General features: G+C 69.8%; 13 protein-coding genes. 5 read left to right on the top strand and 8 right to left on the bottom strand.

The window, feature by feature from the left end; translation table 11 throughout:
- Nucleotides 1-3 precede the first annotated feature (3 nt).
- The 4 genes from BCO18175_RS30920 to BCO18175_RS30905 form a co-directional block, all read right to left on the bottom strand.
- Nucleotides 4-1,017, bottom strand: coding sequence for a sugar-binding transcriptional regulator (locus BCO18175_RS30920; RefSeq protein WP_085041209.1), 1,014 nt, complete (start codon nucleotides 1,015-1,017; stop codon nucleotides 4-6).
- Between the two features lie 65 nt (nucleotides 1,018-1,082).
- Nucleotides 1,083-2,564, bottom strand: coding sequence for a xylulokinase (gene xylB, locus BCO18175_RS30915; RefSeq protein ID WP_174986505.1), 1,482 nt, complete (start codon nucleotides 2,562-2,564; stop codon nucleotides 1,083-1,085).
- An 83-nt stretch (nucleotides 2,565-2,647) separates the two neighbouring features.
- Nucleotides 2,648-4,042 carry a D-arabinitol 4-dehydrogenase gene (dalD, locus tag BCO18175_RS30910; RefSeq protein ID WP_174986503.1) on the bottom strand — a complete coding sequence of 465 codons (1,395 nt, stop codon included), beginning with the start codon at nucleotides 4,040-4,042 and terminating at the stop codon, nucleotides 2,648-2,650.
- A gap of 208 nt (nucleotides 4,043-4,250) precedes the next feature.
- Entirely contained in the window at nucleotides 4,251-5,162 is a 912-nt protein-coding gene (locus BCO18175_RS30905; RefSeq protein WP_174986501.1) for a LysR family transcriptional regulator, read from the bottom strand.
- 99 nt (nucleotides 5,163-5,261) lie between these two features.
- Here BCO18175_RS30905 and mdlC point away from each other — a divergent pair, with 99 nt between their 5' ends.
- The 4 genes from mdlC (at nucleotide 5,262) to BCO18175_RS30885 (ending at nucleotide 10,971) form a co-directional block, all read left to right on the top strand.
- Nucleotides 5,262-6,869, top strand: coding sequence for a benzoylformate decarboxylase (gene mdlC, locus BCO18175_RS30900; RefSeq protein WP_174986499.1), 1,608 nt, complete (start codon nucleotides 5,262-5,264; stop codon nucleotides 6,867-6,869).
- Nucleotides 6,870-6,898: 29 nt separating this feature from the next.
- Nucleotides 6,899-8,350: an aldehyde dehydrogenase gene (locus BCO18175_RS30895; RefSeq protein ID WP_174986497.1), complete on the top strand. Its 1,452-nt coding sequence runs from the start codon at nucleotides 6,899-6,901 to the stop codon at nucleotides 8,348-8,350.
- Between the two features lie 14 nt (nucleotides 8,351-8,364).
- Nucleotides 8,365-9,309: a ketopantoate reductase family protein gene (locus BCO18175_RS30890; protein ID WP_174986495.1), complete on the top strand. Its 945-nt coding sequence runs from the start codon at nucleotides 8,365-8,367 to the stop codon at nucleotides 9,307-9,309.
- Nucleotides 9,310-9,573: 264 nt separating this feature from the next.
- On the top strand, nucleotides 9,574-10,971 hold the full coding sequence (locus BCO18175_RS30885; protein ID WP_174986493.1) for an MFS transporter: 1,398 nt from the start codon (nucleotides 9,574-9,576) through the stop codon (nucleotides 10,969-10,971).
- Between the two features lie 29 nt (nucleotides 10,972-11,000).
- Here BCO18175_RS30885 and kynA read toward each other — a convergent pair whose 3' ends face one another.
- From kynA to kynB, 3 genes are all read right to left on the bottom strand, one after another.
- A complete protein-coding gene (gene kynA, locus BCO18175_RS30880) occupies nucleotides 11,001-11,933 on the bottom strand; it encodes a tryptophan 2,3-dioxygenase (protein WP_174986538.1) in 933 nt (310 codons plus the stop codon).
- 76 nt (nucleotides 11,934-12,009) lie between these two features.
- Nucleotides 12,010-13,263, bottom strand: coding sequence for a kynureninase (gene kynU / locus BCO18175_RS30875; protein ID WP_438820297.1), 1,254 nt, complete (start codon nucleotides 13,261-13,263; stop codon nucleotides 12,010-12,012).
- A 25-nt stretch (nucleotides 13,264-13,288) separates the two neighbouring features.
- On the bottom strand, nucleotides 13,289-13,930 hold the full coding sequence (gene kynB, locus BCO18175_RS30870; RefSeq protein ID WP_174986491.1) for an arylformamidase: 642 nt from the start codon (nucleotides 13,928-13,930) through the stop codon (nucleotides 13,289-13,291).
- 130 nt (nucleotides 13,931-14,060) lie between these two features.
- Here kynB and BCO18175_RS30865 point away from each other — a divergent pair, with 130 nt between their 5' ends.
- Nucleotides 14,061-14,561 (top strand): Lrp/AsnC family transcriptional regulator, encoded by a 501-nt coding sequence (locus tag BCO18175_RS30865; protein WP_006477992.1) that lies wholly within the window; start codon nucleotides 14,061-14,063, stop codon nucleotides 14,559-14,561.
- Here the strand turns inward: BCO18175_RS30865 and BCO18175_RS30860 are convergent.
- Nucleotides 14,548-15,054: a flavin reductase family protein gene (locus BCO18175_RS30860; RefSeq protein ID WP_174918501.1), complete on the bottom strand. Its 507-nt coding sequence runs from the start codon at nucleotides 15,052-15,054 to the stop codon at nucleotides 14,548-14,550. The two genes, BCO18175_RS30865 and BCO18175_RS30860, sit on opposite strands and share 14 nt — an antisense overlap.
- Between the last annotated feature and the right edge of the window lie 86 nt (nucleotides 15,055-15,140).

Genomic DNA, 15,140 nt, shown 5'->3' with positions numbered 1-15,140 from the left:
GCGTCAGGCCGCTTTCGCGTCGAGCGCGGCGCGCGCGCAGGTTTCGTCGGTGACGAGCCCCGACAGCCAGCCGCCGCGCAATGCGGCGATTACCGCATCGCGTTTCTTCGGGCCGCCGGCGAATGCGATCGTCGGGCGCTTCGGCGGCGTGGCGAGCGCGACGCTGGTTACGCGCGCACTCGTCGACACGGCGATCTGCGTGCCCTGCGCGTCGATCGGCACGCCGAGCAGTTCGGCCACCGCGCCGAGCGCGGTCATCTCGTCGCGCTCCTGTTCGGTGATGAAGCCGTCTTCGTAGAGCGGGCAGTGCGGGCCGATGTTGCCGATCCCGACGAACGCGACGTCGGCCTTGCCCGACAGCGCCTCGACGATCCGGTACAGCCGGTGATTGCACCACTGCGCGCGCTCGGCATCGCTGTCGGCGAACAGCGGGGCGGGCAGCAGGAAGTGCTTGCTGCCGGTTTTCTCGGAGATGTACTGCGCGACGTCGTAGCGGTTCGACGAACCGTCGGCCGCGATCGCGCCGACCATCGATACGAGCCGGTGCTGCGGGCGGTCGATCTGCGCGATCTGCGCGACCGCGGCCTTCAGCGTCCGGCCGCTGCTGACCGCGATCACCATCGGCCGCGTTTCGTTCAGGTAGCGCTCCATCACCTGCGCGCCGGCGACCGCGAGCTTGCGGTCGATCGCGTCGGGCGCATCGGCATCGACGGGCACGACTTCGCACATTGCGAGGCCGTAGCGCTTGGACAGCTGCGCGCCGAGATCGAGGCAGTCGGCGAGCTGGTGATCGACGCGCACACGGATCAGGTTTTTCTCGACCGCGAACGCGACGAGGCGCTGCGCGACCGGGCGCGACACCTGCAGCTTTTCCGCGATTTCGTTCTGCGTGTCGCCCGCGACGTAGTAGAGCCACGCGGCACGCGTGGCGAGATCGAGTTTTTCTGAGGACTTGGACACGATAGCGATTCGGTTCGGATCTGGGGGCCGCCCCGCGGGCCGGCCGGCGGGCCGCATGACGGCATCCACTGTACCGCATGTCGCGCATGCGGCCGATGGCCGCCACGCGTGACGTGCGGCGCTTACGCGAGCCGCGTGCGCGACGGTTCGTACAGCGGCCGCACGTGGCGGTACAGCGCGCGGAACGCATCGAGGCGTTCGCGCAGCAGCGCATGGCGGGCGGCATCCGGCGTGTATTCGGCGCGCACCGGCGGCTTGGCCAGCACCGCATGCGGATCGCCGCCGACGGCCAGCCAGCCGAGCCGCGCCGCGCCGAGCGCCGCGCCTGTTTCGCCGCCGCCGTGCTGGCGCGTGCGCACGTTCAGCGCATCGGCGATCAGTTGCGCCCAGAACGCGCTGCGCGCGCCGCCGCCGATCAGCGACAGCTGGTCGGTTTCGACGCCGGCCGCGTGCAGCGCGTCGAGGCCGTCGGCGAGGCCGAGCGTCACGCCTTCGAGTACCGCGTAACCGAGATGCGCGCGTTCGGTCGCATGCGTCATCCCGAAGAACACGCCCTGCGCGTACGGATCGTTGTGCGGCGTGCGCTCGCCGGACAGGTAGGGCAGGAACAGCGGGGCCGTCGCGAGCGCGCCGGCGTCGAGCGCCTCGACTTCGGCGAGCAGCGCGGGCTCGTCGGTGCCGGTCAGCTTGCAAACCCAGCGCAGGCAGCTCGCGGCCGACAGCACGACGCTCATCAATTGCCAGCGATCGGGAATCGCATGGCAGAACGCATGCACGGCCGATGCGGGGTTCGGCATGAAGCGATCTCCGACCACACTCAGCACGCCCGACGTGCCGAGCGACACGAAGCCGTCGCCTGCATGGGTCGCGCCGATGCCGAGCGCGCTCGTCGCGTTGTCGCCGCCGCCACCGGCGACCACGACGGCCTCCGACAGCCCGAGTTCGCGGGCGATGTCCGCGCGCAGCGTGCCGGACGGCGCATTGCCTTCGACGATGCGCGGCATCTGGCCACGCGTCATCCCGCACGCGGCGAGCAGCGCGTCGGACCAGTCGCGGCGCGCGACGTCGAGCCACAGCGTGCCGGCCGCGTCGGACGGATCGGACACCTTCGCGCCGGTCAGCCGGAATCGCAGGTAGTCCTTCGGCATCAGCACGCAGGTGGTGGCCGCGAACACGTCGGGTTCGTGTTTCGCGACCCACAGCAGTTTCGGCGCGGTGAAGCCCGGCATCGCGAGATTGCCGGCCAGGGCGTGGAGATCGGGCGCGCGTTCGGTGAGCAGCGCGCATTCGTCGGCGCTGCGCATGTCGTTCCACAGGATCGCGGGGCGCAGCACGCGGTCGTCGCGGCCGAGCAGCACGGCGCCGTGCATCTGGCCCGACAGGCCGATGCCGCGCACGGCCGCGAACGCTTGGGGATGCCGTTCGCGCAGGGCCGCGAGTGCGGCGAGCGTGCCTTGCCACCAGTCGTCCGGATGCTGTTCGGCCCAGCGCGGATGCGGCCGCGACACGGTGAACGGCGAGCCGGCGGTGCCGACGACCGTGCCGTCCGGGGCGAGCAGCAGCACCTTCACTTCCGAGGTGCCGAGGTCGATGCCGAGATACATGAGCGATCCGTTCCGTCAGTGGGGAGTCGCTACTTTAGCCGCGCGGCCGCGCCCGTGCCAAGGCAGGTTCGCCCGGATGCGGGTCAGCGTGCCGCGAGCCATGCGTCGACCCGTGCGAGCCCGGCGCGCAGCGCCTCGACCAGTGCCGCGTTGCCGGCGAGCGAGCCCCACAGCGTTCGGCTGGCGCCCAGCGCGACGACCGGGTCGTCGGCCTCGACGATCGCGCGCGCGGCGCTTTCGTCCATCACGCCGTCCTGGTACGCGTACGGCAACGTGCCGCGCGCCCAGCGTTCGAGAAAGCGCAGGAACAGCGCGGGCAGCACGGCGGTGGCGACCGGCGCCGCGCCGCGAGCGAACGATTCGACGAGCGTCGGCGCGATGAAGCCGGGGATCTTCGAGAAGCCGTCGGCCGCGACGCGCTGGTTCGTGTCGAGCACGTACGGGTTGCCGAAGCGTTCGAGCACGACGTCGCGGTAGCGCGCGAGATCGAGCGGACTCGGCGTGAGGCACGGGATCACGTCCTGCGTCACGTAGTCGTGCGCGAAGCGGCGGATCGCCGCGTCGTGCGTGCCTTCGTGGATGTACGTGTGGCCCGCGAGCGTGCCGGCCCACGCGATGCAGCTGTGCGTCGCGTTGAGGATGCGGATCTTCGCTTCCTCGTACGGGTGCACGTCGTCGACGAGTTCGGCGCCGGCCAGCTCCCAGCGCGGCCGGCCGGCCGCGAAGCGGTCCTCGATCACCCACTGGATGAACGATTCACCCATCACCGGGCACGCGTCGTCGATGCCGGTGGCTGCCAGCACGCGCTCGCGCACGTCGGCAGTCGGGCGCGGCGTGATGCGGTCGACCATCGCGCTCGGCGTGGCGACGTTCGCATCGAACCACGCGAGCAGGTCGGCCTGCCCGCGCCGTTCGAGGAATTCGCGCATCCCCGCGCGAAAGCGTGCGCCGTTGTTGCGCAGGTTGTCGCAGCTCTGCAGCGTGAGCGGGCCCGCGCCGCGCTTCGCGCGTTCGGCGAGCAGCGCCGCGAGCGCGCCGTACAGCGTCGTGCGAGCGCCCTGCAGGTCGGCTGCGAGATCGGCGTTCGCGAGGTCGAGCCGGTTGTGTTCGTCGAGGTAGTAGCCGCCTTCGGTGACGGTGAACGACACGATCCGGCACGCGGGATCGGCGCCGGCGTCGATCAGCGCGGCGAGGTCGATCGACCACGGCAGCACGCGGGTGATCGCGCGGATCGTCTCGTACGCGCGCTCGCCTTGCGGCGTGACGGTTTCGAGCGTGTAGGCGCCGTGCTGCGCGGCGAGTGCGTCCATCGTCGCGCGCATGTCGTCGCGGATGTTGCCGACGGTCAGCGACCAGCGCTCGTCGGCCGGAACGGCCGCGTTCACGCGATGCAGATACCACGCCTGGTGCGCGCGGTGAAACGAGCCCGCGCCGATGTGCAGCAGCACGGGCGTGCGGGCGGAGGGCGATGCGCTCATCCGGTGTCTCCTGTTCGTGCCTGACTTTTTCCTGTCGAATGCGACCGACGTGATCGTCGAATACGATCATTTGCTCTTTGTGTGAGCGAATGATCGTATTCGGGCGAGCGAAAGTCAAGGCGGGGAAACGGCATTTCGATGGTGCGCTGCGGCGGCGCGTGGGCAGGGCGGGGAGGGACGCGAACCAGCGGTGGTGCTGGAAACGCCGTCAGCGTCCTTCGCGCGTCAACGCAACGAGTTCCTCGAGCAGCTTGCCGGCCGGCCCCGGCAGGATCCCGTGGCGGCGCCGGAACGCGGTGAGCGTGCGCACCGCGACGACTTCGCGCACGGGCAGCGTGTCGATCGTGCCGGCGCGCTGCTCGGCGCCGTACATCGGCTCGGCCATCCAGCTCAGGAAGCCGGCATGCGCGACGAGGCTTTTCAATGTCGTGACCGAGCGCGTCTCGACCGCGATGTCGGGCAGCGCGAGCCCGTGCGCGTCGAAGGTCGCGCGCATATGGTCGAACGGTGCGGTGCCGCGCGGCGGAATCGCCCAGCGTGCGTGCAGCGTATCGGCGAGCGTCGGCGCGCGGCCGAGCGCGCGCAGCGGATGGTGCGGCGCCGCAACGATGTGGCTGCGATCTTCCCAGCGGCACTCGGGAATCGCAACGATCTCGTCGGTATCGGGCCCGTGCGCGGACAGCGCGAGATCGATCTCGTGCTTGTTCAGCCCTTCCGCGAGCCGGTCCCACACGCCTTCGATGATCTCGACCCGCAGGTTCGGCCAGTGGTCGAGCACGCGACCCACCGCGACCGGCAGCACGAGGCTCGCGATGCTGCCCACGGTGCCGACCTTGATCGTGCCCTTCGCGAACCCGCGCATCGCGTCGAGCTCCTCGCGCGCGTGCTCGGCCTCGTGCTGCAGCAGCGTCGCGTGCGGCAGCAGCGCCTCGCCGAACGCGGTGAGCTGGACGCCCTTCGAGTGGCGCTCGAACAAGGGCGCGCCGACCTGGTCCTCGAGCCGCTTCAGGATCCGGCTCAGCGCCGGCTGCGTCACATGCAGCGCGTCGGCGGCGCGGCCGAGGCTGCCGCACGCGACGATCGTCGTGAAGGCGCGCAATTGTCGGAGATCGAAAGTCATGCCGGAATGTAATGGCCTTTCGCAAAAAATACAGTATCAGAGAATGGCTTGCGCTTCGATACTGTGGAAACCGCCAAGCCATCCAGGAGACCCCCGAGCATGTCCGGCCATCCGCCCCCTTCCGCCGCGTCGAGCACCGTTCGCGATGCGGTGATCGACCTGCTTCGCCAGTTCGGCATCGACCGCGTATTCGGCAATCCCGGCTCGACCGAGCTGCCGATGTTTCGCGACTTCCCGGACGATTTCCGCTACGTGCTCGGCTTGCATGAAGCCGTCGTGGTCGGGATGGCCGACGGCCACGCGCAGGCGACAGGCAACGCGGCGGTCGTCAACCTGCATTCGGCCGCGGGCGTCGGCAACGCGATGGGCAACCTCTTCACTGCATTCAAGAACCGCACGCCACTGATCGTCACCGCGGGCCAGCAGGCGCGCGCGATCCTGCCGTTCGACCCGTTCCTCGGCGCGACGCAGGCCGCCGAGCTGCCGAAGCCGTACGTGAAGTGGAGCATCGAGCCCGCGCGCGCGCAGGACGTGCCGGCCGCGATCGCGCGTGCGTACCGCATCGCGATGCAGGAACCGCGCGGCCCCGTGTTCGTGTCGATCCCGGTCGACGACTGGGACCAGCCGGCCGACCTGCTGCCGCGCCGCGACGTCAGCAGCGTCGTGCGGCCCGATCCGGACGCGCTCGCACGGCTCGGCGACACGCTCGACGCCGCGCGGCACCCCGCGTTCGTGGTCGGTGCGGCCGTCGATCGCGCCGGTGCGTGGGACGAGATCGTGCGGCTCGCCGAGCGGCATCGAGCGCGCGTGTACGTCGCGCCGATGTCGGGGCGCTGCAGCTTCCCCGAGGACCATCCGCTGTTCGCCGGCTTCCTGCCCGCGATCCGCGAGAAGATCGTTGCGCGGCTCGACGGGCACGACCTCGTGTTCGCGTTCGGCGCGCCCGCGTTCACCTATCACATCGAGGGCTTCGGTCCGCACGTGCCGCCGGGTGCGACGCTCGTGCAGCTCGTCGACGATCCGGGCATCGCCGCGTGGACGCCGTCGGGCGATGCGGTCGTCGGCAACCTGCGGCTCGCCGCGCGCGACCTGCTCGCGCGCCCGGCGCCGCCCGAGCGGCCGATGCCCGCGCCGCGGCCGCCGCGTGCGCGTGTCGAACCGCCGGCCGCAGGCGAGCGTATGTCGGTCGCGTTCGCGCTGCAGACGCTCGCCGACATGCGCGACGCGCACGACATCGTCGTCGAGGAAGCGCCGAGCGCACGGCCCGTGATGCAGGAACACCTGCCGTTCACGCGCAGCGGCACGTTCTACACGATGGACAGCGGCGGGCTCGGCTACGGGATGCCGGCCGCCGTCGGGGTCGCGCTCGCCCAGCCGGGCCGGCGCGTGATCGGGCTGATCGGCGACGGGTCGAGCCTGTATTCGATTCAGGCCTTGTGGAGTGCCGCGCAGCTGAAGTTGCCGATCACGTTCGTGATCCTGAACAATCGCCGGTACGCGGCGCTGCAGGATTTCGCGCCCGTGTTCGGCTTCGGCCCTGACGACCCCGTGCAGGGCACCGATCTGCCGAACCTGGATTTCGTCGCGCTCGCGCAAGGGATGGGCTGCCGCGGCGTGCGCGTGACCGCTGCCGCGCACCTGCGCGACACGCTGACCGACGCGCTGCGTGCGGCGACGCCGGTCGTCGTCGAAGTCGAGATTGCCTGACGCGCGGTGCGCGTCTTTCCGGAGAATTCATGCAAACCGTATCGATGCTGATCGGCGGCGAACGCCGTCATTCATCCAGCGGCGCGACCTTCGTGCGCCGCAACCCGCTTGACGGCGAAGTCGCGTCCGAAGCGCCAGCATGTACCGTCGACGATGCGCGTGCAGCAGCCGACGCGGCCGCCAGCGCGTTTCCCGGCTGGGCCGCGCTCGGCCCCGGCGCACGCCGCGCGCTGCTGCTGAAGGCAGCCGCCGCGCTTGAAGCGAAGCACGAGCAGTTCGTCGCCGCGATGGCGGCAGAGACGGGGGCGTCCGCGCTGTGGGCCGGCTTCAACGTGCACCTTGCCGCGAGCGGGCTCGTCGAGGCCGCGTCGTTGACTACGCAGGTGGGCGGCGAACTGATTCCGTCCGACGTGCCGGGCTCGCTCGCGATGGGCGTGCGGCAGCCGGCCGGCGTCGTGCTCGGCATCGCGCCGTGGAACGCGCCGGTGATCCTCGCGACGCGCGCACTTGCGCTGCCGCTCGCGTGCGGCAACACGGTCGTGCTGAAGGGCTCGGAGCTGTGTCCCGTCACGCACGGCCTGATCGTCGAGGCGTTGCAGGAGGCCGGCCTGCCGCCGGGCGTCGTCAATTTCGTGACGAACGCGCCCGAGGATGCGGGCGCCATCGTCGATGCGTTGATCGCGCATCCGGCCGTGCGCCGCGTGAATTTCACGGGCTCGACGCGCGTTGGCAGGATCGTCGCCGAAGCCTGCGCGCGTCACCTGAAACCGTCGGTGCTGGAACTCGGCGGCAAGGCGCCGTTCGTCGTGCTCGACGATGCCGATCTCGACGCGGCGGTTGCGGCGGCCGCGTTCGGCGCGTTCGCGAATTCCGGGCAGATCTGCATGTCGACCGAACGCATCGTCGTCGACGCATCGATCGCCGATGCGTTCGTCGCGAAGCTCGCCGACAAGGCCGCGTCGCTGCCGCTCGGTGATCCACGCCACGGGCCCGTCGTGCTCGGTTCGCTGATCGACATGAAGGCCGTCGAGCGCTGCAACGCGCTGATCGACGATGCGCTCGCGCACGGTGCGACGCTCGTGTGCGGCGGCAAGGCCGACAGCACGCTGTTCCCGGCCACGCTGCTCGACCATGTGACGCCCGCGATGCGCATCTATGCGGAAGAATCGTTCGGCCCGGTGAAGGGCATCGTGCGCGTCGACGACGAGGATGCCGCGATCCGCTGCGCGAACGACAATGCGTTCGGGCTGTCGTCGGCCGTGTTCAGCCGCGATGTCGCGCGTGCGATGCGCGTCGCGGCACGCATCGAGTCGGGCATCTGCCACGTGAACGGTCCGACCGTGCACGACGAGGCGCAGATGCCGTTCGGCGGCGTGAAGGACAGCGGCTTCGGCCACTTCGGCGGCAAGGCCGGCATCGCGGCGTTCACGGACCTGCGCTGGATCACGGTGCAGACCGCACCGCGCCACTATCCGTTCTGACGAGGCTGCCGACGATGAGGATTGCGATTCTGGGTGCGGGTGCGATGGGCTCGCTGTTCGGCGGGCTGCTGGCCGAAAGCGGCGAGGCCGTCACGCTGATCGACGTGAACGACGCGCATCTCGATGCGATTAGCCGCGACGGGCTTCGCATCGACGACGATCGCGGCGAGCGCCGCATCCGTACGTTGCAGGCCGTGCGGCCGGAAGCCGCGCAAGCGGATGCGGCTGCATCGGCAAGCACACCGTTCGATTTGCTGATCGTTTTCACGAAGTCGCTGCATACGCGCACCGCGCTCGACGGCGTGCGCGCGCTGCTGACGCCGCACACGCATGTGCTCACGCTGCAGAACGGGCTCGGCAACGTCGAGACGCTGAATGCGTTCGTGCCGCTCGAACGCATCCTGGTTGGCGTGACGACGTGGCCGGCCGACGCCGCGGGGCCCGCACACGTTCGCTCGCACGGCGCGGGCACGATCCGCATGATGACGGCCGACGGCGCGGCACGCCCGTTCGCGACAGCCGTGGCCGATGCACTGTCGCGCGCGGGGCTCGCATGCACGCTCGATGCCGACGTGTGGGCCGCAATCTGGGAGAAGGTCGCGTTCAACGCGGCGCTCAACACGCTGTGCGCGGCGACGGGCTGCACGGTCGACCAGCTCGGCAACTATCACGACGGGCCCAAACTCGCGCTCGCGATCGCGGCCGAGGTGGCCGCCGTTGCCCGCGCGAAGGGCATCGCGGTCGACGGCGAACGCATCGCGCGCAACGTCGAGCATGCGATCCACGAGCATCGCGGCCATCGCCCGTCGATGCTGCAGGACGTGCTGGCGGGCCGCCGCACGGAAATCGACGCGATCAGCGGCAAGGTCGTCGCGGCCGCGCGCGAAGCGGGCGTGCCGGTGCCGCATGCGGAAACGTTGCTCGCGCTGGTCCGGCTGATCGACGCGCGGATCGACTGAGTATCAGGCCGGCGGCCGGCTTGCGCCGCACGACGATACGCGCGCGCCGCATGCAGTGCGAGCGCCGGATCGGAACAGGTTGGACGAGACACCGGAGCCGGCGCCGATGCGTCGACACCGGCCGACTGCGCAGCACGAGATCCGGGCACGCCTGAGCGCGCCAGCCCGGGCCACTGGAGACGCCATGAAAGCCATCGAATGCCGTTGTCTTGCCGCGCGCCGGTCGCGCACGTTGCCGCTTGAATGCGACGCACGGGAGGCCGCATGAGCACGCGCGACGGATTGCAGCCACCGTCCGTCGACATCGGCGCGACGCTCGACGACGGGCCGTTCACGACGATGCAGCGCTGCGTGGTGCTGCTTGCCGCGCTCGCGATTGTGCTCGACGGCTTCGACGGCCAGCTGATCGGTTTCGCGATTCCCGTGCTGATCCGCGAATGGGGCATCACGCGTGGCGCGTTCGCGCCGGCGGTCGCCGCCGGGCTGATCGGGATGGGCATCGGCAGTGCATGCGCGGGAATCGTCGCGGACCGCTTCGGCCGCCGCCAGGCCGTGATCGGCAGCGTGTTCCTGTTCGGCATCGCGACCTGCGCGATCGGCTTCGCACCGGACGTCACGGCGATCGCGGTGCTGCGCTTCGTCGCGGGGCTCGGGATCGGCGGCGCATTGCCGACCGCCACGACGATGACGGCCGAGTACACGCCCGCGCGGCGCCGCACGATGATGGTGACCGCGACGATCGTCTGCGTGCCGCTCGGCGGGATGCTGGCCGGCCTGTTCGCGCACGAGGTGCTGCCGCGCTACGGCTGGCGCGGGCTATTCTTCGCGGGCGGCGCGTTGCCGCTCGTGCTCGGCTTCGTGCTCGTGCGTGCGCTGCCCGAATCGCCGCGCTATCTCGCGCGGCGCCCCGCACGCTGGCCGGAGCTCGGCGCGCTGCTCGCGCGGATGGAGCGGCCCGTCGCACCGGGCACCGTGTTCACCGACACGAGGGACGCACGTGCGGCAGGCGGACGCGGCGGCTTCGGTGCACTGTTCGAAAGCGGTCAGGTGCGCGACACGATCGCGCTGTGGTGCGCATTCTTCATGTGCCTGCTTGCCGTGTATGCGGCGTTCAGCTGGCTGCCGACGATGCTGGCGGCGAGCGGGCTGAGCGTGTCGGTCGCGGGTTCCGGGCTCACCGCGTACAACCTCGGCGGCGTGATCGGCGCGCTGTTGTGTGCGTGGACGATCGCGCATGCCGGGTCGCGCTGGCCGCTCGTGCTGTGCAGTATCGGCGGCGCGGCGAGCGCGGTGTGGCTGATGGGTGTCGATGCCAGCCGCCACACGGGCTGGCTGATCGTCGGGCTCGGCCTGCACGGGCTGTTCGTCAACGCGGTGCAGTCGACGATGTATGCGCTTTGTGCGTACATCTACCCGACAGCCGTGCGCGCGACGGGCACTGCAAGCGCACTCGCGTTCGGCCGGCTCGGCGCGATCCTCAGCGCGTTCGCGGGCGCGATCGTGATCACCACGGGGGGCGCCACGGCCTATCTGACGATGCTGGCGATCGCGATGGGGGTTGTCTGCGTCGCGCTGCTCGTCGTGCGACGGCATATTCCGCGACTGTCACGCGCGGCCGTGCAGCCGAGCGAAGGGGAGGCGCTGGCCCGCACGTCGTCTTGACGGCGGGCGGGCCAGGGGCGAGTCGTGCGTTACAGCGTGGTGCGCACGTGCCAGAGCTCGGGGAACAGCACGACGTCGAGCATCTTGCGCAGGTACGGCGCACCGCTGGTGCCGCCCGTGCCCTGCTTGAAGCCGATGATGCGCTCGACGGTCGTCACGTGACGGAAGCGCCACTGGCGGAACGCGTCCTCGAGATCGACGAGTTCCTCGGCCATCTCGTAGAGCTCCCAGTGCTGCTGCGGGTGACGGTACACCTCGAGCCACGCGGCTTCGACCGTCTCGTCGTGCCGGGTCGGCTGCGTCCAGTCGTGCTCGAGACGCTCCGCCGCGATCGGGAAGCCGCGTCGCGCGAGCAGGCGCACGACTTCGTCGTAGAACGACGGCGCCTCGAGCGTCGCACGCACCTGTTCGAGGATGTCGGGCCGGTGCGCATGCGGCTGCAGCATCTGCACGTTCTTGTTGCCGAGCAGGAATTCGAGCTGCCGGTACTGGTACGACTGGAAGCCCGACGACTGCCCGAGATACGGGCGCATCGCCGAATACTCGGACGGCGTCATGGTCGACAGCACGTTCCACGCCTGCACCAGTTGTTCGAGAATCCGCGACACGCGCGCGAGCATCTTGAACGCCGGCGGCAGCGCGTCGGTGCGTACCGCATCGAGGGCGCCGCGCAGCTCGAACAGCGCGAGCTTCATCCACAGCTCGCTCGTCTGATGCTGGATGATGAACAGCATCTCGTTGTGATCGGGCGACAGCGGATGTTGCGCGTCGAGGATCGAATTCAGCGACAGGTAGTCGCCGTAGCTCATCGACTTCGAGAAATCGAGCTGCGCGTTGTGCCAGCCGGCATCGCCGGGCACGTGCGACGCTTCGTGCGCGGCCTGGGCCGGTTGTGCCGAATGCGCGGCGCGTGCGCCCGAGAACGGGCAGCCCGCCGGCGCGTCGTTGCCGGGTGGCTGCATATGACCAGAATTCACGACTCTCTCCAGATTTGAATGACGGGGCCCGGCGCGCGGCTCGCGCGCCGGGCGAAACCGGTCAGGTCACCGCGCCGCGCTCGGCGAACTCGGGTGCCTTCCACGCGTCGGTGGCGAGGATGTCGCGCAGCGTCTCGACGGCATCCCACACGTCGGCGAAGCGCGTATAGAGCGGCGTGAAGCCGAAGCGCAGCACGTACGGCTCGCGGTAGTCGCCGATCACGCCGCGCGCGATCAGCGCCTGCATCACCTCGTAGCCGTGCGGATGCTCGAAGCTCGCCTGCGAGCCGCGCTGGTGATGCGCGCGCGGCGTGACGAGCTTCAGCGACAGGCCCGCGCAGCGCGCTTCGACGAGCGCGATGAACGCATCGGTCAGCGCGAGCGACTTGCGGCGGATCGCATGCATGTCGGTCTGCAGGAACACGTCAAGCCCGCATTCGACCATCGACATCGACACGATCGGCTGCGTGCCGCACAGGAAGCGCGCGATGCCCGGATCGGGCGCGAAGCCCGGCTGCATCGCGAACGGTGCGCGGTGGCCCCACCAGCCGGACAGCGGCTGCGAGAAGTGCGCGTGATGGCGCTGCGGCACCCACACGAATGCGGGCGAACCGGGGCCGCCGTTCAGGTACTTGTACGTGCAGCCGACCGCGCCGTCCGCGCGTGCGCCGTTCAGGTCGACCGGCACCGCGCCGGCCGAGTGCGCGAGATCCCACAGCATCAGCCCGCCCGCGTCGTGCACGAGCTGCGTGACGGCCGGCATGTCGTGCATGTAGCCGGTGCGGTAGTTCACGTGCGTGATCATCGCGACGGCCGTGTCCGCGCCGAGCGCGCCGGGCAGGTCGGCCGGGTCGTCGATCAGGCGCAGCTCGTAGTCGCCGCCGAGCTGCTCGATCAGCCCCTGTGCGATATACAGGTCGGTCGGGAAGTTCGAGCGTTCCGACACGATCACGCGGCGCTCGGGCGCGCGCTCGGCCTGGTGGCGCACCATCGCCGACAGCAGTTTGAACAGGTTGATCGAGATCGTATCGGTCACGACCGTCTCGCCCGGTGCGCCGCCGATCAGCGTCGCGAGCTTGTCGCCGAGGCGGCGCGGCAGCGCGAACCAGCCGGCCGTGTTCCAGCTGCGGATCAGGCCTTCGCCCCATTCGGCGCCGATCACCTGCTGCGCGCGGGCGGCCGATGCGCTTGGCTGCGCGCCGAGCGAGTTGCCGTCGAGGTAGATCACGCCGTCGGGCAGGGAGAACTGGTCGCGCAGCGGGGCGAGCGGATCGTCGCGGTCGAGCGCGAGCGCGTCTTCACGGGTCTTGATCATGATGCGGGATCGTTAGTCGGGGTAATCAGGAAGCACGCGCGGGCAGCGCGCGCAGCACCGCGCGCACGGGGCTCGCGTCGAGCGTTGCGAACTTCAGCGGCAGTGCGATCAGTTCGTAGTCGCCGGGCGGCACGTCGTCGAGCACGATGCCTTCGAGGATCGCCATCCGGTGCGCGCGCACGCGGTGATGCGCGTCCATCGTCTTCGATTCCTGCGGGTCGAGCGATGGCGTGTCGATGCCGATCAGCTTCACGCCGCGTGCGGCGAGCAGGTCGACGGTCTCGGGCGCGACCGCGCAGAAGTTGCTGTCCCACTGCTCGACGCTGGCGTGCGCATAGGTGCGCAGCAGCACGCGCGGCGGGACGCCGTCGAGCGCGGCCGCGACATCGGCCGGCTGCACGACCGGCGACGCGCCGATGCAATGAATCACGCGGCACGGGCCGAGGTAGGTCTCGAGCGGCACGGCGCCGATCGGCGCGCCGTCGGCGTCGTAGTGCAGCGGCGCGTCGCAGTGCGCGCCCGTGTGCGGCGACAGCGTCAGGCGCGCGACGTTGACCGGCGAGCCGGCCTCCATCCGCCACACGCGTTCGACGGAAACCGGCGTATCGCCCGGCCACACGGGGGTGGCGGGGCTGACAGGCGGCGAGATGTCCCAGAGGATGTCCATGGCATGACGATTCGGTGAGTCGGTCCTTCGAATGATAGGTGGACGCTCGCAGAAAGTGCTTGCGAAATAAACATGGACAATCCGCCGGATTGGCAGATAATTCGACTCAGAGGGAAAACGGGGACCAAAAATGCACGCGATCACGCTCGATGCCACCGACTGCCGGATTCTGGCGGTCCTGCAGGAAGAGGGCAGAATCAGCAATCTCGACCTGGCGGAACGGATTTCGCTTTCGCCATCCGCCTGCCTGCGCCGCATGCGCCTGCTCGAGGAGCAGGGCGTAATCGAGCACTATCGCGCGTGCCTGAGCCGCGAGAAGCTCGGCTTCGAGCTCGAGGCGTTCGTTCAGGTATCGATGCGCAACGAAGAGAATCAATGGCACGAGCGCTTCGCGGAAGCGCTGCGCGAATGGCCGGAGGTGGTCGGCGCGTTCGTCGTGACGGGCGAGAGCCACTATCTGCTGCGCGTGCTTGCGCACAACCTCAAGCACTATTCGGATTTCGTGCTGAACCGGCTCTACAAGGCACCGGGCGTGATGGACATCCGTTCGAACATCGTGCTGCAGACGCTGAAGGATGAAGCCGGCGCGCCGGTCGGGCTGGCGCGCACGGGGGCAATCAAAGCGGTGTAAGGCCGTGGAAGCCGCCGCCGTGGAACACGAGCGGTGGCGCGTCCGGCTCGGCGCGTACGCCGCAGCGTTCCACTTCGCCGACGAAGATCACGTGATCGCCTTCGTCGTAGCGGCTGCGGTTGTGGCACTCGAACCACGCGAGCGCGCCGTCGAGCACCGGCATGCCGGAATTGCCGGCTTCATGCGCGATGCCTTCGAAGCGGTCGCCCTTGTAGGTCGAGAAGCGCTTGCACAGGTCGAGCTGCGATGCCGCGAGCACGTTCACCACGTAATGACTGTTGCCGCGGAACACGGGCGTCGACGCCGATTTGTGCGCAAGGCTCCACAGCACGAGCGGCGGATTGAGCGAGACCGAGTTGAACGAGCTGGCGGTGATGCCGATCAGCTGGCCGGACGGCGCGCGCGTCGTGATCACCGTCACGCCCGTGGCGAACTGGCCGAGTGCTTGCCGGAAGGCGGCCGAGTCGAAATCCGGAGGATTGGCCTGGTTCATCGGGCAGCCATCCGGAACGAGACGGGCGGGCGCGGCGCGACGCGGGCGGGGCGGGCACGGCGGACGAAAGGCGACAAGGCGGTCGA

It is taken from the genome of Burkholderia lata (assembly GCF_902499335.1).
GTDB lineage: Bacteria > Pseudomonadota > Gammaproteobacteria > Burkholderiales > Burkholderiaceae > Burkholderia > Burkholderia lata_B.
Note: the sequence above shows the minus strand (reverse complement) of the source record. Positions and strands in the feature narration are given on the sequence as shown.

Excerpts from the sequence above, each read along its gene's own strand:
- mdlC (WP_174986499.1), top strand. The coding sequence starts at position 5,262 with ATGTCCGGCCATCCGCCCCCTTCCGCCGCGTCGAGCACCGTTCGCGAT.
- kynU (WP_438820297.1), bottom strand. The coding sequence starts at position 13,263 with ATGATCAAGACCCGTGAAGACGCGCTCGCGCTCGACCGCGACGATCCG.
- BCO18175_RS30895 (WP_174986497.1), top strand. The coding sequence starts at position 6,899 with ATGCAAACCGTATCGATGCTGATCGGCGGCGAACGCCGTCATTCATCC.
- BCO18175_RS30905 (WP_174986501.1), bottom strand. The coding sequence starts at position 5,162 with ATGACTTTCGATCTCCGACAATTGCGCGCCTTCACGACGATCGTCGCG.
- kynA (WP_174986538.1), bottom strand. The coding sequence starts at position 11,933 with ATGCAGCCACCCGGCAACGACGCGCCGGCGGGCTGCCCGTTCTCGGGC.
- BCO18175_RS30865 (WP_006477992.1), top strand. The coding sequence starts at position 14,061 with ATGCACGCGATCACGCTCGATGCCACCGACTGCCGGATTCTGGCGGTC.
- xylB (WP_174986505.1), bottom strand. The coding sequence starts at position 2,564 with ATGTATCTCGGCATCGACCTCGGCACCTCGGAAGTGAAGGTGCTGCTG.
- dalD (WP_174986503.1), bottom strand. The coding sequence starts at position 4,042 with ATGAGCGCATCGCCCTCCGCCCGCACGCCCGTGCTGCTGCACATCGGC.
- BCO18175_RS30920 (WP_085041209.1), bottom strand. The coding sequence starts at position 1,017 with ATGCGGCCCGCCGGCCGGCCCGCGGGGCGGCCCCCAGATCCGAACCGA.
- BCO18175_RS30885 (WP_174986493.1), top strand. The coding sequence starts at position 9,574 with ATGAGCACGCGCGACGGATTGCAGCCACCGTCCGTCGACATCGGCGCG.
- BCO18175_RS30860 (WP_174918501.1), bottom strand. The coding sequence starts at position 15,054 with ATGAACCAGGCCAATCCTCCGGATTTCGACTCGGCCGCCTTCCGGCAA.
- BCO18175_RS30890 (WP_174986495.1), top strand. The coding sequence starts at position 8,365 with ATGAGGATTGCGATTCTGGGTGCGGGTGCGATGGGCTCGCTGTTCGGC.
- kynB (WP_174986491.1), bottom strand. The coding sequence starts at position 13,930 with ATGGACATCCTCTGGGACATCTCGCCGCCTGTCAGCCCCGCCACCCCC.